The 19,757-nt window shown below is 37.2% G+C and carries 19 protein-coding genes; 14 read left to right on the forward strand and 5 right to left on the reverse strand.

Translation table 11 applies throughout. The annotated features are described in order from the left end of the window. Positions 1-3 precede the first annotated feature (3 nt). Positions 4-570: a YqgE/AlgH family protein gene (locus IPI65_13355; protein ID MBK7442500.1), complete on the reverse strand. Its 567-nt coding sequence runs from the start codon at positions 568-570 to the stop codon at positions 4-6. A gap of 179 nt (positions 571-749) precedes the next feature. On the opposite strand from IPI65_13355, the gene IPI65_13360 reads away from it, so the two are divergent. The 10 genes from IPI65_13360 (at position 750) to IPI65_13405 (ending at position 11,147) form a co-directional block, all read left to right on the forward strand. Beyond that, positions 750-2,654 carry a T9SS type A sorting domain-containing protein gene (locus tag IPI65_13360; GenBank protein ID MBK7442501.1) on the forward strand — a complete coding sequence of 635 codons (1,905 nt, stop codon included), beginning with the start codon at positions 750-752 and terminating at the stop codon, positions 2,652-2,654. 127 nt (positions 2,655-2,781) lie between these two features. Further along, a complete protein-coding gene (locus tag IPI65_13365; protein MBK7442502.1) occupies positions 2,782-3,765 on the forward strand; it encodes a hypothetical protein in 984 nt (327 codons plus the stop codon). Between the two features lie 4 nt (positions 3,766-3,769). After that, the gene (locus tag IPI65_13370; GenBank protein MBK7442503.1) at positions 3,770-4,318 is read left to right on the forward strand and encodes a hypothetical protein; all 549 of its coding nucleotides are present in this window, start codon (positions 3,770-3,772) and stop codon (positions 4,316-4,318) included. An 8-nt stretch (positions 4,319-4,326) separates the two neighbouring features. Beyond that, positions 4,327-4,770, forward strand: coding sequence for a YbjN domain-containing protein (locus IPI65_13375; protein MBK7442504.1), 444 nt, complete (start codon positions 4,327-4,329; stop codon positions 4,768-4,770). 119 nt (positions 4,771-4,889) lie between these two features. Beyond that, positions 4,890-5,606, forward strand: coding sequence for a hypothetical protein (locus IPI65_13380; protein MBK7442505.1), 717 nt, complete (start codon positions 4,890-4,892; stop codon positions 5,604-5,606). Next, entirely contained in the window at positions 5,564-6,079 is a 516-nt protein-coding gene (locus IPI65_13385) for a hypothetical protein (protein ID MBK7442506.1), read from the forward strand. Before IPI65_13380 ends, IPI65_13385 begins: the two co-directional genes overlap by 43 nt. Beyond that, positions 6,079-7,515 (forward strand): thiol oxidoreductase, encoded by a 1,437-nt coding sequence (locus IPI65_13390; GenBank protein MBK7442507.1) that lies wholly within the window; start codon positions 6,079-6,081, stop codon positions 7,513-7,515. Before IPI65_13385 ends, IPI65_13390 begins: the two co-directional genes overlap by 1 nt. A gap of 46 nt (positions 7,516-7,561) precedes the next feature. After that, entirely contained in the window at positions 7,562-8,296 is a 735-nt protein-coding gene (locus tag IPI65_13395; protein ID MBK7442508.1) for a M15 family metallopeptidase, read from the forward strand. 148 nt (positions 8,297-8,444) lie between these two features. Continuing rightward, the gene (locus IPI65_13400; protein ID MBK7442509.1) at positions 8,445-8,816 is read left to right on the forward strand and encodes an RNA-binding protein; all 372 of its coding nucleotides are present in this window, start codon (positions 8,445-8,447) and stop codon (positions 8,814-8,816) included. Between the two features lie 120 nt (positions 8,817-8,936). Then, positions 8,937-11,147, forward strand: coding sequence for a CotH kinase family protein (locus tag IPI65_13405; protein ID MBK7442510.1), 2,211 nt, complete (start codon positions 8,937-8,939; stop codon positions 11,145-11,147). On the opposite strand, the gene IPI65_13410 is transcribed toward IPI65_13405, so the two are convergent. Further along, positions 11,148-11,618 (reverse strand): DinB family protein, encoded by a 471-nt coding sequence (locus tag IPI65_13410; GenBank protein ID MBK7442511.1) that lies wholly within the window; start codon positions 11,616-11,618, stop codon positions 11,148-11,150. Positions 11,619-11,691: 73 nt separating this feature from the next. Between IPI65_13410 and IPI65_13415 the strand changes: the two genes are divergently transcribed. Continuing rightward, positions 11,692-12,351: a hypothetical protein gene (locus IPI65_13415; protein ID MBK7442512.1), complete on the forward strand. Its 660-nt coding sequence runs from the start codon at positions 11,692-11,694 to the stop codon at positions 12,349-12,351. A gap of 792 nt (positions 12,352-13,143) precedes the next feature. Here the strand turns inward: IPI65_13415 and IPI65_13420 are convergent. Together IPI65_13420 and IPI65_13425 are read right to left on the reverse strand one after the other, a co-directional pair. Beyond that, positions 13,144-13,704, reverse strand: a complete 561-nt coding sequence (locus IPI65_13420; protein ID MBK7442513.1) for a helix-turn-helix transcriptional regulator — start codon at positions 13,702-13,704, stop codon at positions 13,144-13,146. A gap of 406 nt (positions 13,705-14,110) precedes the next feature. Further along, positions 14,111-14,539 (reverse strand): BrxA/BrxB family bacilliredoxin, encoded by a 429-nt coding sequence (locus IPI65_13425; GenBank protein ID MBK7442514.1) that lies wholly within the window; start codon positions 14,537-14,539, stop codon positions 14,111-14,113. A gap of 179 nt (positions 14,540-14,718) precedes the next feature. Between IPI65_13425 and IPI65_13430 the strand changes: the two genes are divergently transcribed. After that, the gene (locus tag IPI65_13430; GenBank protein ID MBK7442515.1) at positions 14,719-16,035 is read left to right on the forward strand and encodes an adenosylhomocysteinase; all 1,317 of its coding nucleotides are present in this window, start codon (positions 14,719-14,721) and stop codon (positions 16,033-16,035) included. A gap of 115 nt (positions 16,036-16,150) precedes the next feature. Further along, positions 16,151-16,870, forward strand: coding sequence for a pyridoxine 5'-phosphate synthase (locus IPI65_13435; GenBank protein MBK7442516.1), 720 nt, complete (start codon positions 16,151-16,153; stop codon positions 16,868-16,870). A 67-nt stretch (positions 16,871-16,937) separates the two neighbouring features. Here the strand turns inward: IPI65_13435 and IPI65_13440 are convergent, their stop codons facing one another. Next, positions 16,938-17,780, reverse strand: a complete 843-nt coding sequence (locus tag IPI65_13440) for an Omp28-related outer membrane protein (protein MBK7442517.1) — start codon at positions 17,778-17,780, stop codon at positions 16,938-16,940. 142 nt (positions 17,781-17,922) lie between these two features. Here IPI65_13440 and IPI65_13445 point away from each other — a divergent pair, with 142 nt between their 5' ends. Then, positions 17,923-19,746, forward strand: coding sequence for a PQQ-dependent sugar dehydrogenase (locus IPI65_13445; GenBank protein MBK7442518.1), 1,824 nt, complete (start codon positions 17,923-17,925; stop codon positions 19,744-19,746). Positions 19,747-19,757: the final 11 nt, after the last annotated feature.

A 19,757-nucleotide genomic window follows, 5' to 3' on the forward strand; every position in this document is an offset into this window, starting at 1 on the left:
AATTTAATTGAGACTTGGGTCTTCGGGATAGTTAATAATTTGTTTGTATTCACCACCTACATCGAGTAATACTTTTTTCCAAAGTTCATTATTCGGCACATCAAACACATAACTGCTTTTAGAAGGTGTAACGATCCATGCATTATCGGTTAATTCTTCATCCAGTTGTCCGGGGCTCCAACCGCTATAGCCAAGAAAAAATTTGATTTTTTTCGGATCCAGGGTGCCATCTTTTAGCAGTTCACCCATTTGTTCAAAATTTCCGCCCCAATAAATACCTTCTGAAATGAGCAGACTGTCCTCAATGATATCACCATAACTATGCAAATAATGGAGGGTGTCTTTAGCAACAGGTCCGCCGTAATACAAATCGTTTTTTACTGCATCAAAATCTACCAACGCATCACATACCTTGATGTTCAGCGATTTATTTAAAATAAAGCCAACGGAACCGCCATCTTCCAGATGTTCACACAGCATAATTACAGTGCGTTTAAAATTTGGATCCGGCATAAAGGGTTCACTCAGGAGCATATAGCCTGCCGCCGGTTTTACCTTATTTTTTATCATGCTTTTTGGGTCGTTTTGTTTTTACAGCTCAAATATCTATATATTGATGAATAAACCAAATTTTATTTGTGGGAATTCGCTGTGGAGATTGGGTGAAGTAACGTAAAATTAACAACCTGCTATTGCAAATTGTTGTTAAATTTGAAGCTACTTAATACAGATAAAGCAAAAAAACAGACATGAAAAAATTTTACTTCGTATTTGGCGCAATGTTGTTTTCAGTAATTGGCAAGGCGCAACTTTCGATACCAACAACCGGCGTTCCGGTGCAAATTGACTTTACCGGGTTTGCCGGTGCAGGTTTTCAGCCCGGAGGGGGCGGTGGAACCCTGAATTCCGATGAGTGGAGTGCCATCGGTTTTAGTGAGGGCGATGTTGACTTCGGCGCAACCGCAATTACCGGCGATTTTGCCCGCGGAGTTACAATGGGTTTGGTAACTACAGGAGGTGTTTATGGTGTTGATATAGCCGGAAACCAGGGTTTAATGGTTCAACCGGTTGCTGACGATTTTACGCCGGGCAGTTTTATCCTCAAAATTGAAAACAATACCGGTGTTGAAGTTTCTGAACTGGCAATTGCTTATACCATTTATGTGTTAAACGACCAGGCAAGGTCTAACAGTTTTAACTTTTCCGTATCCTATGATAACGTAACCTATACCGATATAACCGATTTAGATTACACCTCACCAGAGGCATTCGATTTTACACCTTATATCACTTTAAAAAGTACTAATATTACCGGATTAACCTTTGGCGATGGTACTCAAATGTATTTACGCTGGACCGGTAACGATGTAGGTGGTGCAGGTAATCGTGATGAATTTGCATTAGATGATATTTCAATCACGGCAATTGAAGGTGAACCACTTGTTATTGCGACATTCGATCCGGGCGCGTTAATTGTTGATGAATCTGTCGGAATGGCAGTTGGAAATATTTCATTAACCGGTGATACCGATTGTGAATTAAATATTTCAATTAATGCCGCTTCAACTGCAGATGCATTGGATGCGCCTTTTACTGAATTCGGATTAATTTTTTCTCCCGGCGACCCTACTGATTATTTATTTAATATTCCAGTTACTGATGATGCTATTGATGAAGCCGATGAAACTTTAATTTTAGATTTAACTTATGTTGCCGGAACTTGTGCTGTTGGTTTACCAAGTACATTAACAGTATTAATTACCGATAATGACGACACACCTCCGCCAGCGTATACTGAATATGATATTGCTGAAATAAATGGTGAAAATGTGGATGGTGTTGCCAATAGTTTAGATGAAATGGTTGACTTAACCGGTGTAGTTTATGGTATTAATACTTGGGATGGCGGATTACAATTTACATTAATTGATAATACCGGTGGTATTAACGTATTTAGTTTTGATAATATGTTTGGTTATGATGTAACTGAAGGTGATGAAATAAACGTGTTAGGTAAAATTTCACAGTTTAACGGATTAATTGAAGTTGAACCCGATACCGTTATTTTTATAGATGGTGGTAATACTTTAAAAACACCTGTAAATACCGCAACATTAAGTGAAGCAACAGAATCTGATTTAGTGCATATCACAGCTGCATTGGATTATGTAGATATCACACAATGGTTAGGTGATGGTTCATCATTTAATGTTGATTTAACTGATGGTGTAAATACCTATGTAATCAGAATTGATGATAATAACGAATTATCTACTATGCCGGCTCCGCTCTTAGGGGGTATATATTTTATAGAAATTACAGGTATCGGTTCGCAATTTGATACCGATATGCCGTATACCTCAGGATATCAGTTATTTCCACGTTATGCAGATGATATTAATTTAGTTCCTGTTGAATCAATTCAAGATGCAGCAGTAGCAGGAATTTCTGTCTATCCTAATCCAACAATGGGCGCATTTACAATTAATGGTAATGTGATAATTGAACGCGTTGAATTAATAAACCAACTTGGACAAATTATTAAATTAAATGGTACTGCACAGTTTGATATTGCTGCAGTGCCTGCCGGTTTATACAGTATCAAAATCACTACTAATAATGGTGTATTTGCCACACAATTAATAAAACAATAAATAATAAAAAAATTGCTCAATACACGTTATTCATGGCTTTGCTGAAAATAGCAAGGCACTTGAATAACGTGTTTTGTTTTTATACGCTTTAATGGTATGTAACTAACCAAAATTACCACCTCCTCGCATGACAAAATTATCAGCAAACTTCCGCGCAAAATTCCACCATGAAATGTATCATGGTTGGTTTAAGCGACGAAAATTTTTCGAGGGCTGGTATTTTAAAATTGTAGATAAAAGCGAACAATATGCATTGGCAATTATTCCCGGTATTGCCATGGATGAAAAAGGGAATAAACAAAGTTTTATTCAGATATTAGATGGTGTAAATGTTACTGCAACATACCATAAATTTGATGCCACCGATTTCAGGGCAAATGAAAAAAGATTTAAAGTAAAAATTAAAGAAAATTCTTTTTCATTAAACCGAATAAAATTGGATACACCAAACATAAAAGGTTTATTACATTTTGACGAACATTTTTACTGGCCTAAAAAAATGGTTGCACCGGGTATTATGGGATGGTATTCTTGGGTGCCGTTTATGGAATGTTATCATCAGGTAGTGAGTATGAATTGTGCTGTTACCGGTAAATTAATTATCAATAAAAAAGAAGTTGATTTTGTAAATGGCCGTGCCTATATTGAAAAAGACTGGGGGAGAAGTTTTCCTTCATCATGGATTTGGATGCAGAGTAATCATTTTGCAGAGCAGCCGGTTTCATTCAAATTATCTGTGGCAAAAATTCCCTGGTTGAGTGGTGCATTTGTTGGATTTATTTGCGCCTTCCTGATTAAAGATAAATTAATTCGGTTTGCCACTTATACAGGAGCCAAATTAAAATCCATTAAAACCGAAGGTGAAACAATTGATATTGTATTAGAAGATGCAAACTATCTGCTAACTGTAATTGCGCAAAAAGCAGCAGGTGCTGAACTGGCAAGTCCGGTATTGGGCTTAATGGAAGGTCGCGTTAAAGAAAGTATGCGCGCACTTATTCACATCACACTTTTCAGCAAAAAAGAAAATAAGGTTATTTTTAACGATACAGGCCGCAATGCAGGTTTAGAAATAGCCGGCAACACGGCCGAGTTGCTCAATTTCAAGTAACAACATGCGCTACGTTATTCTATTTTTATTTTTTATCCCCACACTGCTTCTGGCACAGGACAGTATCGCCTACAGCGAATTTCGGTTTACAATAGTTGATGTATCCGGTAAAGATTTAACTGCTGATAAAATTGAAGCCAAAATCGGGGAAGTATTTTTAACGGATACTTCTAAACACGATATGGATTATGTTTTTACGCAATTGGAATATTCTGTTAAGGACAGTTGCTGGATTCTTCGTCAAAATGAACCGCTGGGATATAGTTATAAAATTGAAATTTACAGAAAAACAGATACGGTAAATCCGCGCTTGTTGGAGTTGCGCAAAATGACATTAATTTATAACGGTTACGACCCTCAAAATAATAGCGGTTGTCAGTATTGTATTTGCAACGATATACCTTTAGAAAAAGGTGTGTTTGTAATTGATGTGCCGCGCAAGGTTGAATCTTGGACCTATATCCGCAAGTTTTATATTAATATAAAAAATGTGCCTACCGAATTTAAAGATATCACCACCATTCAGAACTGGTTTTTCAGAAAAGGGAAATAATAAATGTTATGCAGGATTTAACACTGTATTATGAGTTGGTGGAAGACGTGATTTCATCGTTTGGTATTAACCCGGTTGCCTGTCGTGGCGACAAAGCCGGTATGTGGAAGATGTTTAAAGGCAGTGCAGAGGTGTGGATCGACGTATGGTATGTTGATGTTCAGGAACGTGCCTATTTTCAAGTAATGGCTCCTGTAATACCTGTTCCTGCTGAAAACCAGTTGAATTTTTACCGCGAATTACTCGAAATTAATGATATCCTTTTTGGTGTTTCCTTTAACATTCACAAAGGCTATGCTTATATAAAATCAATCCGCGAAGTTGATGGCCTCGATTTCACTGAAATCAGCTCCACCATTAACCGTGTGGGTAATTACTGTGATGATTATGACGACTTGCTCAAAACGAAATATGGCGAACCTTTAATTCCCGGAGCTCCACCGCGCGACTAATTAACCGCTTAACCCGTTTGTTAATCAATAATTTAGGCAAGGAATACCTACAAAAAGGTATATCCAAATACCATTGCAAACCCGTACTTTTGCAGCTTATTTAGAATTATTATAAACTAATGCTTCGACTTCGTGGTGGGTATTTACTTTTTTTACCGGTTTTAGCCGGTTTGACTGCCATTTTCATGTTTTTTTCCTGTTCACCCTCCAAATCTGATACCAATTCGCTCGAAGTCTCTGTGGTAAAGGGTTACACGGATATAGCATATGCAACATACAACGATGCATTACTTTCTGCTCAAAAACTGAAGCGTCAGGTATCTTACTTATTGGACAACCCTTCTGAACAAACTCTTTTAGGTGCGCAAAAGGCATGGATTACAGCAAGAATGTATTATGGCCAAACGGAAGTTTTTCGCTTTTACGACGGACCAATCGATAATGGAACTACCGGTGTTGAAGGCTTATTGAATGCCTGGCCTTTAGATGAAATTTATGTGGATTATGTTGAAGGTAATGCAGCAGCAGGTATCATTAATGATATTGAAAATTATCCTTCCATTACCCGCGATTTACTGGTTGGTTTAAATGAAAAAGGTGGTGAAGAAAATATCAGCTGCGGTTATCATGCCATTGAATTTATGTTATGGGGGCAAGATGTTCATGCAGACAGTCCGGGCAAACGTCCGTTTACCGATTTTATTGCCGGCTCTGCTTATACCGACAGAAGAAGAATCTATTTGCAATTAACAACTGAATTATTAATTGAACATTTAACCCAACTTGTTGATGCATGGAAACCGGTGTTCAAAATAATTATGCTGCTTATTTTTTGAAACTGGAACCCAAAAATGCATTGCAAAAAATTATTACAGGCATGGGTGTTTTAAGCAAAGTGGAAATGGCCGGTGAACGAATGTTTACAGCTTATGATAATGCCAGTCAGGAAGATGAACAAAGTTGTTTCAGTGATAATACCAAAGCAGATTTAATGAATAATTTGGGTGGCATAATAAATATATTTTATGGCACCTATGTACGTTTCGATAAAACAAATTTACAGGTTCCGGCATTGGATGATCTGCTTAAAATAACAGATGAAAAATTATATATTACTACCAATGATCTGTTAAAAAAATGCAATAGCGAAATTCAGAATATTTACCAGCCGTTTGATATTGCTATTGTTGAGGAAGATAAACGTGCTCAGGTGATGCGCGCAATACTTTCGGTTCAACAAGTTGGAGAACAAATGGCAGAAATTGCAACAACACTTGGATTAGTGATTAATGTAAACAGCAGCGATTAATGGTATTCAAAATAAAAAATAAAACTAAATTTTCTACCATACTTGCAGCGATGTTGTTAGTGGGCATCAGTATTGTTGCCTGTAATAAATATGAATTTAAAAATGCTGCTTCAGCTTTAACTGCAGAACCAAACGAGGCATTATCAGGTGGAGCAACAACCGTTTTTGATCAAACGGTAAATGCATTTGCGTTGCCAATCCCACAATTATCATCGAGTGATGAATTATTATTTTTTGTAGGTAATTCCTTTTTTAATCAGAATTGGGTACAAGCGCCATCCAGCACAACAGCGCGTGATGGATTAGGTCCGTTCTTTAATGCTAAATCATGTTCCGGTTGTCATTTTAAAGATGGGAGAGGACAACCACCTGCAACTATTGGTCAGTTATCGGAAGGATTTATTTTGCGCTTGAGTGTTCCGGGAACAGGTCCTCATGGTGAGCCGGTAGGAGATGAAAATTATGGTAAACAATTTCAGGATCATGCTATTGATGGATTAACGGCAGAAGGTATTTTTAATTTAAACTGGAAAGAAATAAGTGGGAAATATGCTGACGGTACGCCGTATACCTTGCGCGAACCGGTAATTACTTTCGATCAACTCAATTACGGACCAATGAGCACTGCAATACAAATATCACCGCGTGTTGCACCACAAATGATTGGATTAGGTTTGTTGGAAGCAATTGATGAATCAACCATATTAGCATTTGCAGATGAGCAGGATAAAAATAATGATGGCATAAGTGGTCGCCCGAATTATGTGTGGAATGAAATAATTCAAAATAAACAAATTGGTCGTTTTGGATGGAAAGCAAATGAGCCTACAATTCTTCAACAAATTTCAGGTGCATTAAATGGTGATATGGGAATTACATCACCCTATTTTAATGACCAGCATTTATTAAAACAACATACCGCTGCTAAAAAAATGCCCGGTGGTGGCGACCCTGAAATTGCAAACGACGATTTGGAGAAAATGCATTTATATTCTGCTACGCTTGCTGTTCCTGCACGCAGAAATGTAGATGATGAAGATGTGCTCGCCGGAAAAAAATTATTTACCGTTTTAAATTGTAATGCCTGCCATATCGATAAAATGGTAACCGGTACACATCCAAAATTCAGTGTATTAAGTAATCAAACCATTCGGCCATATACAGATTTATTATTGCATGATATGGGCACTGGTCTTGCTGATAATCGTCCCGATTTTTTAGCAACAGGAAGTGAATGGCGCACACCACCACTATGGGGAATTGGTTTATTTCAAACTGTAAATAAACATACTTTTTATTTGCATGATGGTCGCGCAAGAAATTTAGAAGAAGCAATATTATGGCACGATGGTGAAGCCGCAACTTCAAAAAATAAATTCATCAAACTTTCAGCAACTGAACGTGCTCAGTTAATACTTTTTCTGCAATCACTTTAAAACAATAAAATATGCTTATTTTCGTTGCTTCAAGCATCGGTTAGTTATGTTGAATTGGGTAATATTTTGTTTTCAGGTTTCGACATTATTTGTAATGAATAATGATGACAAGACTATAAATAAAACTGCCGAAAAAATACTTACACCGGAATATTTAGTTGGCAAACACGATTATTACAACGATAGTTTATTTACAGAAATTCCGGCGCATATGGCTTATCGAACAAAAATGTATTTGCTGGATGATGTTTATGATGCATACTTTAAAATGTATCAGGCAGCAAAAAAAGATGGTGTTTCCCTCAAAATTATCTCTGCTGCGAGAACCTTTGAAGAGCAAAAGTGGATTTGGGAGGATAAATGGAAAAAAAATAAGGCACAATTCCCTGCTGACACCAGTTTATCCAAATACATAATGCAATACAGTGCTATGCCCGGTACAAGCCGCCACCACTGGGGTACGGAGGTTGATTTGAACAGTACGTCCGATTCCTATTTTGCAACCGCAACGGGCGCCAAAGTGTATGAATGGCTGGTAAACCATGCCGGAACCTATGGATTTTGCCAGACTTACGACAATAAAGGGATGTCGCGGCACTCCGGATACAACGAAGAAAAGTGGCATTGGAGCTATTTTCCTATTTCCGATACGCTGCTGACACAGTATGCCAAAATGGTTCAATATGCCCATATTCAGGGCTTTTCGGGCGATAACACCGCCAAAGAATTGGACGTAATTTCAAATTATGTTTTGTCGATAAGTCACGAATGTGAAAAATAGTTGCCTAAAAAATTGTGTATCAGATATTTTTGTATCTTTGATATAGAGTTTCGTTAGTTTGTTCATTGCTGCAGTTTTTTTACTCGCCGTTTTTATGGACTTATTCATTTGCAACTCCTATCTTTTATTATTAACAAATTAGAAAAAAATGAACATTTACGTTTCAGGATTGAGTTTCAAACTCAATGACGCCGATTTAAGGCAGTTGTTTGAAGAGTACGGTGAGGTATCTTCAGCTAAAATTATTATGGACAAATTTACAGGCCGTAGCCGTGGATTTGGTTTCGTTGAAATGAATGACGAAGATGGCCAAAAGGCTATTGATGCATTAAACGAAGCTGAAGTTGACGGTAAAGTAATCGGTGTTTCAGTTGCCAGACCTCGTGAGGAACGTCCTCGCAACAACTTCAACCGCGGTGGCGGTGGAGGCGGTGGCTTCAACAAAGGTGGCAGCGGTGGTGGCCGCAATAACGATCGCGATGGCGGTGGTTATGGCAAGAAAAATTTCAACCGTTGGTAATTTTATAGTCAAAATAATTAAAACCCTGTTCGAATTTCGAACAGGGTTTTTTGTTTCCTGTTATCTCACTTAATTTAGCGTTAACAATTATTTTACCTTTGGTCTAATATTTTTTTAATTATGCGACACACGCTACTTATGCTATTGGCATTTGCCACTACAACATCTTTTTCACAAAGTTTTTACCAGTTAGAAAATACGGGAATTCCCGATGATGGAACGGATATTACATTTGAAATGTCAGTAACAGGTTTACCCGATGTAATTGATGCTGATTTTGGTTTGGAGTCTGTTTGTTTTAATATTGATCACACCTGGGATAGTGACCTCGATGTAAAATTAATTGCTCCTGATGGCAGTGCATTTATTTTAGTGAGCGGTGTTGGTTGGGGTGAAGTAAATTTCGAAAATACTTGTCTGAACGATTATGCTGATGAATTTATAACAGCCGGTTCTGCTCCGTATTCAGGTGTTTGGAAACCAATTGGTGATATGGGTGTGGTAAACAATGGTCAGAACCCAAATGGCATCTGGAAATTATATATTTATGATACCTATGCATTTGCTGATGTAGGCACATTAATCGACTGGACATTAACTTTTGGCAATGAACCTGCGACACCATTTGCATTTTCGAGTTCAAATTTACCTATCCTAAAAATTAATGCGGATGGTGCTATATTGAATGAACCCAAAACGCAAGCTGATTTTTATATTATTGATGGTGGCATTGGTGCAATAAATATGGTGAATGATACCAACTACACTTTTCAAGGAAAAATATTAGTTGAATTGCAAGGGTTTACCGGCCCTTATTATCCGAAAAAAAATTATGACTTCGATATCGTTAATGATGATCTGATTGAATATGATACTGTGCTTTTAGATTTACCTTCAGAAAATGATTTTATTTTAAAAGCAGAATATCTTGATTTATCGTTAATGAAAAATGCACTTACTTACGAAATGGCAAGAAGAATGGGGCGCTATGCACCTCGAACTAAATATTGTGAGTTGATGGTGAATGGTGAATATATGGGTGTATATTCATTAACCGAAAAAATAAAAAGAGATGACAACCGTGTAAATATTGCGCAATTAAATCCGGAAGATATCAGTGGCGAAGAATTAACCGGTGGATACATTTTTGAAATAAATGAAAACGGCACACCCAACGATTGGGAAAGTGATTATTTGCCAATTAATTATGCTTCATGTGGATTGCCTGTTGCATATAAAATGGTGTATCCCCGTATTGAAGAAATTCAACCTGAACAATTGGATTATATTATTGCTTATGTTGATAGTTTTGAAGATGCATTAAATGGTCCGGATTTTTTAGATACTGCTACTGGATACCGGAATTATATCGCTGTGAAATCATTTATCGATTTTATGCTGGTAAATGAATTCAGCTCGAATTATGATAGTTATGGCAGAAGTACGTTTTTATATAAGGATAAAAATGGTGAAATAAATATCGGACCGGCATGGGATTACGACAGGGGATATGCACCTTGGGATGTTTCGGGATGGGTTTGGGAAAATACACATCCGGCCTGGCCTTTTCCATTTTGGTGGAGTAAATTCAGAGAAGATGAAGAGTGGCGCGATGCCGTTTATTGTCGCTATACAAATTTGCGATCAACAGTTTTAACTGATGAAGCATTTGATGTATTTATAGATTCCGTTGCAAATTATATTGGTGAAGCTGCATTAAGAAACTTTGAAAAATGGCCTGAACTTTATGTTACGGACCCAACGTATTTTGTTGAAGAATTGCGCACCTTTGTGCACGACAGATTAAATTGGATAGATATTCAAATGGCAGCAGATTTTGTTCCGGCACCTGATGCTTCTTTTGATATTAATAGTCTGGGTGCATTAACGTATCAATTTACACCCGTAACAACCGGAGCAACATATTTATGGAATTTTGGAGATGGCATTACATCAGAAGAATTTGCACCTAATCATACGTTTAGTGGCGCGGGTGATTTTCTTGTTTCGCTTACTGTTAATAAAAATTACGGTTGTATCGGGACAAACAGTGAAATGTTCCAGATAAATGTAAACGTAAATGATATTTCTATGTTAGGATTGCAGGTTTACCCTAGTCCTGCCGAACATACTGTTAGTGTTAGTTTAAATACAAATGCTACTATAGATTTAATTGAGATATTTACGCTTGAAGGTAAAGCACTTCAATTACCGCTCACGCAAACCGATAATCGTGTTGTAATTAATTTAGATGGTATTGCTGCAGGTACATATTTACTAAAAATACATTCCGGTAATAATTATATTAATTACCCTATCGTAAAAATGTAATTACACGGGTTTGTAAATAGTGCCAATATAATCTACAAAATCAGGGGTTAATCCCTGCTCGCGAATATACATTTGCATTTGTGCACGATGGTGAATGCTGTGATAATTTAATTGTAAAGCGAGGTCTTTTAACGGCGCTGTATAGGGTTTGTTGCCGATGCCAATCCACAACACATTTTCCATTAATTTGGATTCGCTGGTGGTTTCGAGTAAGGTAATCCAGGGTGCTAAACTTTTATTCCATTCTGCTTCAAGATTATCTAATGCATATACCGGATTCCACCAGTCGAGTGCTGATATTTGGGGGTAGATATTAATGCGGTCCATCCATTTATACTGACAATTAATCAAGTGACTGAACAGTTTGATGCAAGGTTCCGGTTGTGGCATTTCAGCGATTTTTTTTAATACCATTTTATTTGAAGCATCGTTAAATAAAAAGGTTTCGATCAGGTATTGATTAAGTTGCATAGTTGAAAAATTCAGACGAATATATTACATTTGGCGTATCCATGAATATTTTCCGCGGAAAAAAATCAACCTTGTGAAACAAACCATTACGGTAATATTATTTCTTATCACCTTTCGGCTTGTTGGGCAGGACACACTTCAGCACAAGTATATCATAAATTTTGATGCGGCTTATACGGGTTCTTTTATTGAAGATGTTTATCAATACCAACCGGCATTGGGGTATTCAGTCGGGTTTGATTATTATTGGAGTAAACAGGTTTTCACCGGTTTGAAATTTACAACAATACATACTGAAGTTGTTCCGGAATGGGATGGTTTTGAACCTTATTTGACGAGGAATAATTTATTACTGTTTGAGTATGGCATAAGTTTTAAAAGTGATGAGATTATATTTATTCCAATATTTCATGCCGGGGTTGGATTTTATTATTTAGATGAATTTAATCTGCAAACCATGTCCGATTACGGTAGTGTTGAATTAACCTACCACGATGATTATGCAGTAGCTCCAATAATCGGATTAGAAACATATTTTGGATATAGGGTTGGTAATAATTTTTCTATAGGATTTACACTAAGTGAATCTTATGTCTACCAAAAATGGAATATTGATGTAACAGGCGTAGGATTAGATACTTCCTATCCTTTGGATTATGCCACAAGCAATTACAAATATGCTCAATCGGTGATTAATGTATCGGGGGGTATAAAAATTATTTTTTTGTTGTGAGGGGTGGTTGATTATAAACCGGAGATATGGTTTTTAATTGGGGTGTTTTGTGTCACCCGCCTAGGCGGCAGGTTCTCTTGATTCGTGAACGTTGGGACCATGTATTTAAAAATATGTAACCCCTAAAGGGGTATTTGTTTTTAGTGAACATGTTGTTTTGTGATAAAATGTACATTTAATCTATTATGTACATTCTAAAAATATGTTACCCCTAAAGGGGTATTGGTTTTGGGGGATATATTGTTTTGTGATAAAATGTACATTTAATCTATTATGTACATTCTAAAAATATGTTACCCCTAAAGGGGTATTTGTTTTTAGTGAACAGGTTGTTTTGTGATAAGATGTACATTTAATCTATAATGTACATTCTAAAAAGATGTTACCCCTGCCTAAGGCGGCAGGTAAACCTAAAGGGGTATTGGGTTTTCGTGAACATGTTATTTTGTGATAATATGTTCATTAAATCTTTAATGTACATTTTAAAAATATGTTACCCCTGCCTAAGGCGGCAGGTAAACCTAAAGGGGTATTTGTTTTTAGTGAACATGTTATTTTGTGATAAAATGTACATTTAATCTATAATGTACATTCTAAAAATATGTTACCCCTGCCTTCTGCGGCAGGTAAACCTAAAGGGGTATTTGTTCTCAACCGCATAGCGGTGATACGTTTGTAACGAGCCGCTACCCTAAGAATCAAAAGAACCCCAGCGGGGTGAAATAAAAATGTGCGATAAACAAAAAACGCCGCTAAAAATTTAATTGTAATTTATGCGATAATCACCATCAATTATATGTTTTGTATTGCGATACGACGTTTTTCTTTTAATTTTTTAAAATGGGTTGGTGTGAGGCCGGTAACTTTTTTAAATTGGGCAGAAAGATGTGCTACACTGCTATAGTGCAACATAAACGCAATTTCTGATAAGGTATGTTCACCAAAAATAATTAATTCTTTTATGCGCTCAATTTTTAGCGCAATCATATACTGCTCAATTGTGGTTGCTTCTACTTCACTGAAAAAATTGGCGAGATAGGTATAACTATGATTTAACTCTTTACTTAACAGTGCCGAAAACTTGATATTCGGTTTTTCATCTGAATTATATACATAATCAATAATTACCTGCCTGATTTTTTCTACTAATATGCCTTGCTTTTTTTCTAATAATTCTAAACCAACCTTATTAATTTTTTTGTTCAACTTTATTTTGTCCTCATCAGAAACTTTTTCTTTGGTTTCAATTTCACCTAATTCAACTTTTACCGGTTGGATATTTAACTCTTCAAGGGCTTCTTTAACTACAAGTTTGCAGCTTTCACAAGCCATATTTTTTACGTAAATTTTCATATTAAAGGATTTTGTGCAACAGACTAAAGAATTATAATGATTGTGACTTAAAACCAATTGTAAAATTATTAAAAAAATGTCGCTGCTAACGTTAAACCTTTTTAATAGAATAGATATCGTAACTTCTAACCCGGATTGAAGCGGAAACAAACTAATGTGCTAATGTGAGGATGTGCTAATGTGCTGATTAACAGCCGAATTCTGTGTGCGCATTACCTTTAATCTTTTTATTTACAAACGGAGCTCCCGTACAACCTGGACAAATGCTGCTTTAGAGGTTTGTTGGAGTGAAAAGCCGGTGCGGATGTTGATGGCGTGGGGGATGGTCATGTTCCAAATATTGAATTTATTTTAAATTAAAAAACCCCATCGGAAGACGGGGTTTCGATTATATCGTTTATAAATTTTAATTTGCTTCTACACCACAATATTTATTGTATGCATTTGCAAGATCGTTGGCAATCATCATGGCATTGCGGCCTTCAATTTGATGGCGTTCGATAAAATATACCAATTTGCCATTTTTAAACAATGCAATACTTGGCGAACTTGGCGGATAAGGCAAAGTGAGTTTTCTTGCTTCAGCAACCGCATCGAGGTCGAAACCGGCAAAAACGGTAGCTAATTTATCGGGTTTGCTATCGTTGCTTAACGACAAACGCACACCCGGGCGGGCGTTTCCGGCTGCACAACCACATACGGAGTTAATTACTAATAACAAGGTGCCTTCAGTTCCTTTAATGGTGCTGTTTACCATTTCAGGTGTGGTTAAATCTTCGAAACCTACCTTGGTAAGTTCTTCTTTCATTGGTTGTACCAGTTCTTTAGGATACATAGTTTATTGCTGTTTTATGTTACAAAGTTAAGCGCTCACGTTATTTTATCATAATGATAAAATATCTGCGTTATTCCATGAACCAAGATGCAGTATAAATGGTTCATACGTTGCCAAAGGGAAAGCAATTTTTTACCTTTGTGCCAGAGTTCAAATTAGTAATCAATAAAAACAGTATAATGAACGTAGTTACAGACACAAAACTCCCATACAAAGTAAAGGACATAGCCCTTGCTGCCTGGGGTCGTAAAGAAATTAAACTGGCTGAAGCCGAAATGCCCGGACTAATGAGTCTGCGCGAAGAATATGGCAATTCAAAGCCGCTGAAAGGCGCTCGTATTGCGGGTTGCTTACATATGACCATCCAAACTGCGGTGCTCATAGAAACCCTGAAAGAACTGGGTGCAGATGTACAATGGAGTTCTTGTAATATTTTTTCAACCCAGGATCATGCTGCTGCTGCAATTGCTGCTGCGGGAATTCCGGTTTATGCCTGGAAAGGTGAAACTTTGGAAGAATACGACTGGTGCATTGAGCAAACACTGTTTTTTGGCGAAAACAACGAGCCTTTAAACATGATTCTTGACGATGGTGGTGACTTAACCAACCTCGTTTTGGATAAATACCCTGAAATGGTGAAACACTTACGTGGTATTTCGGAAGAAACAACTACAGGTGTTCACAGATTATACGATCGCGTGGTAAAAGGCACTTTACCGGTTCCTGCTATTAACGTGAACGACTCAGTTACGAAATCGAAATTCGACAATAAATACGGTTGTAAAGAATCATTAGTTGATGCTATTCGTCGCGCAACTGATATTATGATGGCCGGCAAAGTGGCTGTTGTTGCGGGTTATGGCGATGTGGGAAAAGGTTCGGCTCAATCGTTACGCGGAGCAGGTGCTCGTGTATTAATTACCGAAATTGACCCGATTTGTGCTTTACAGGCTGCAATGGATGGTTATGAAGTGAAAAAAATGGATGATGCGGTTAAAGAAGCTGATATTATTGTAACGGCTACGGGTAACTGCGACATTATTACCGGTCGTCATTTTGAAAATATGAAACACAATGCGATTGTTTGTAATATCGGTCACTTTGATGATGAAATTGATGTTGCCTGGTTAAATAATAATCACGGTGCTTCTAAAGATGAAATTAAACCTCAGGTTGATAAATATACCGTGAATGGTAAAGACCTTATTTTATTAGCTGAAGGTCGTTTAGTGAATTTAGGATGTGCAATGGGTCACCCAAGTTTTGTTATGAGTAATTCGTTTACCAACCAAACGTTGGCTCAAATTGAGTTATGGTTAAATGGTAGCAGTTATGAAAACAAAGTGTATACCTTACCAAAATACCTTGATGAAAAAGTTGCTCGTTTGCACTTACATAAATTAGGTGTTGTTTTGGAAGAATTAAGCGATAAACAAGCTAATTATATCGGCGTTGAAAAATCAGGCCCTTACAAACCTGAATATTACCGCTATTAATAACATATTCAACTTGCTTTCTAAAAAGGGGTGACAGCAATGTTGCTCCTTTTTTTATGTACACAATTGAAGGTTTACATTAAAATATGTTTTGTTACTTTGTAAAAATTATTTCATGACGAAGTTATCCATCAATATAAATAAAATTGCAACGCTGCGAAACGCACGTGGTGGCAATGTGCCGAACGTGGTAAAATTTGCAATGGATTGCGAACGTTTTGGGGTAGATGGTATTACCGTTCACCCCAGGCCTGATGAGCGACATATTACATTAAATGATGTTTATAATCTCGCACCTGTTATTCAAACAGAATTTAATATTGAAGGATATCCGGATGCGCGTTTTATGAAAATGGTCGCGGCGATAAAACCCGCGCAAGCAACGCTGGTGCCGGATCCGCCGGATGTTTTAACTTCAAATACCGGTTGGGATGTAATTAAAAATAAATCGTTGTTGATTGATATTATTAATCAGTTGCATGCGTACGGTGTACGCGTTTCAATTTTTTTAAATCCCGAATTAGATCAGGTAGAAGCAGCAAAATTAACGGGCACCGACAGAATAGAATTTTATACGGGACCATACGCTGAACATTACCAACAAGATAAACAATTGGCAATTGCAGCATATGTTAAAGCGGCAGAAGCTGCGCATGCAATTGGGTTAGGTATAAATGCCGGTCATGATTTGAGTTTGCAAAATCTAAAATTCTTCAAACAAAGTTTAGTGCATTTAGATGAGGTAAGTATCGGACATGCAATTATCAGCGATGCCTTATATTATGGTATAGAAAATACCATTCAGATGTATAAAAGATTATTGTCAGAAAATTAATTTACTTAATTCATTAAAATAAAAAAGCCTTCCAAGTAGGAAGGCTTTTGATTTGAATATGGTAATATTATAAATGCGTTTCTTGTGCATTAATGTAAGTATATTTTCCTTCAGCTGAATCATATTTCCAAACGATAGCAACCATATACATGTTTTCTGGTTTCCATGTAACGTTTTTCTCAATTTGATATGATTTAGTGAATACGACACCATTTGCTCCGGATCCGAACACAAATTGTTCACCCCAAGCACTACCGTTAGAAGAAGCGCGGATAACGTGATTGTGAACGAAGTTAGGATCAGCAGGTGAGCCGTTAATTTGTTGAGTAAATACAAGGCCGTCTTCCATTAAGTAAGCAGCAACAAAATAATCGCCAGATACATCAGCAAAAAGTTCAGCACTTACAGAAATGGTGATAGATGAACCATTATCGGTAAAACCGGCAACAGCGCCAGCTTCAGCCGGACCAGTTCCTGCTTCAGTTAAAGCAGAAGCTGCCATAGCAGCACCATCATAGAATGTAGCCTGGTTCCATACATATAATGTAGGGTAACCACCAACAATTCCTTCAGCACCGTAATAGTCGGTTAAGGTTGTTGACTCATCAGTAGTGATTTCGTCAGTATTATGAATACTCAGTGGAATTGCGCTCGCACCGGTACCTTCAATAGCTTTGTTAAATTCAGGAGCACCCCATTCACCGCAATAAGGACACCAAGTTGCAGTAAAATCGCCCATCAGCGCATGTTTCTGGCTGCTAGGTGAAAAACAACCACCATCATCGTCGGTTGCATTAGGATTGTAATTAATTGAAAATGGGTCTGTACATCCGTAAACACGGTCTTTAGCACAAGAGGAGATAGCGAATGCAGATGTTGCTGCGATTGCTATGATTAATAGTTTTTTCATATTCAAATATATTGGTTTTTGGAAATCCGATACTAAAGTAACGAATATTTCTGTATATACAAACAATTTTACTAACAAAACTGACGAAATACTGACACAGCCAACGGATGGCTATGTGTTATCTTTACCAAAAATAACAAAAATGTTTAAAAAATCTTCCCTTTTTGTCCTGATTTGTTGTGTTGGGATTATTGTTAAAGCGCAACCTGCTTTTCAACTGGTAAATTTTGCTTCCGGGTTTTCTTCGCCTGTCGATATTGCCAATGCCGGTGATGAACGCATTTTTATTGTTGAACGCGAGGGTTATATCAAGATAGTGGACCTGAGCGGAACAGTTTATGCAGATAATTTTTTGGACATACATACCCAAATTGAATCGGGTTATCAGGAACAGGGATTATTGGGGCTGGCTTTTCACCCTGATTACGCAGATAATGGATTTTTTTATGTGTATTACACCGATCTGGATGGAAACACGGTGGTATCGCGTTATCAGGTGAGTACATTTGATCCTGATATTGCCGACCCGACAACAGAGTTAATATTATTTACTGCCGATCAACCATTTGTAAATCACAACGGCGGATGTATCAAATTTGGCCCTGATGGTTATTTATATATAGGGTTAGGAGATGGTGGTTCAGCGGGTGATCCGGGCAACAGAGCACAAAATCCTGAAAATAAATTGGGCAAGATGCACAGAATCGATGTAGATGGCGGTACTCCTTATGCCATACCAGCAGATAATCCATTTGCAACTGCAACTGATACCTTACAGGAAATTTGGGCAATCGGTTATCGCAACCCATGGCGTTATAGTTTCGACCGACTCAACGGGAATATGTGGGTTGGTGATGTTGGACAAAATTTGCAGGAAGAAGTTGATGTGGAGTTAGCGGGTGATGGCGGACATAATTATGGATGGCGCTGTTATGAAGGTTTTGATGTATTTAATGATGCCGGATGTGATGATGATGGTTCTGATTATACTTTTCCAATTTTACAATATCCACATAATTATACAACAGGTGGTTTTAGTATAACAGGTGGTTTTGTTTACAGAGGTACAGAATTTCCGGGTATGTATGGATATTACATGTTTGCCGATTATGTTTCCGGCAACTGGTGGTGGGTAAATGCTGATGCAGGTGCACCATATATTTATGAACGTGAAGATGATGTTGAAGGTGATATTGCTGTTTTTGGTGAAGATGTAAATGGTGAGATTTATTGTGGTGATCTTGCTTCTGGAATTATTTATCATGTTACAGATGCGTGTGGTTCATTTGTATTAAATACAATTGCTACCGATTATGCATGCGGTGCAGGAACCGGTAGTATTGATTTATCTATTATTGATGGCGCTGCTCCATATACTATTGAATGGTCAACGGGTGCTACTACTGAAGATGTTGAAGGATTAACAGCAGGTACTTATACGGTTACAGTTACTGATAATGCTGGTTGTGAGCGGATGGCAGTAGTTGCAATAAATGAAAATCCCGGATTTGTAGTTACTGTTACGAATGTTGGAAATACATTAAGTGCAGATGCAGGAACAAGTTGGCAATGGTATTTTAATGGTGTATTAATAGAAGGTGCAACTGCACAAACTTATGACGCTACGGAAACAGGTAATTATTATGTTGTAGCAACTGATGATAACGGATGTATTGCAACCAGTACGGCAGTTGATTTTACAGTTGGTATTAAAGAATTATTCCAGCAACATTTGTTGATTTATCCAAATCCGACTACCGGAATATTTACCATTGAATTACCGGAAACGGCAAGTGTAAATGGTAACCTGATTATTTATAATTTGGTGGGCGATAAAATTTATTCTCAAGAAATAACTTCGAATCCAATACAAATTAATATGACCGGTTTCTCAAACGGATTATATACCATTGAGTTAGAAAATGAAAATAATTTATTTACGCAAACACTTATTCTCGGAAAATAATTTTTTTTAAT

The organism is Bacteroidota bacterium (genome assembly GCA_016706255.1).
GTDB lineage: Bacteria > Bacteroidota > Bacteroidia > Chitinophagales > BACL12 > UBA7236.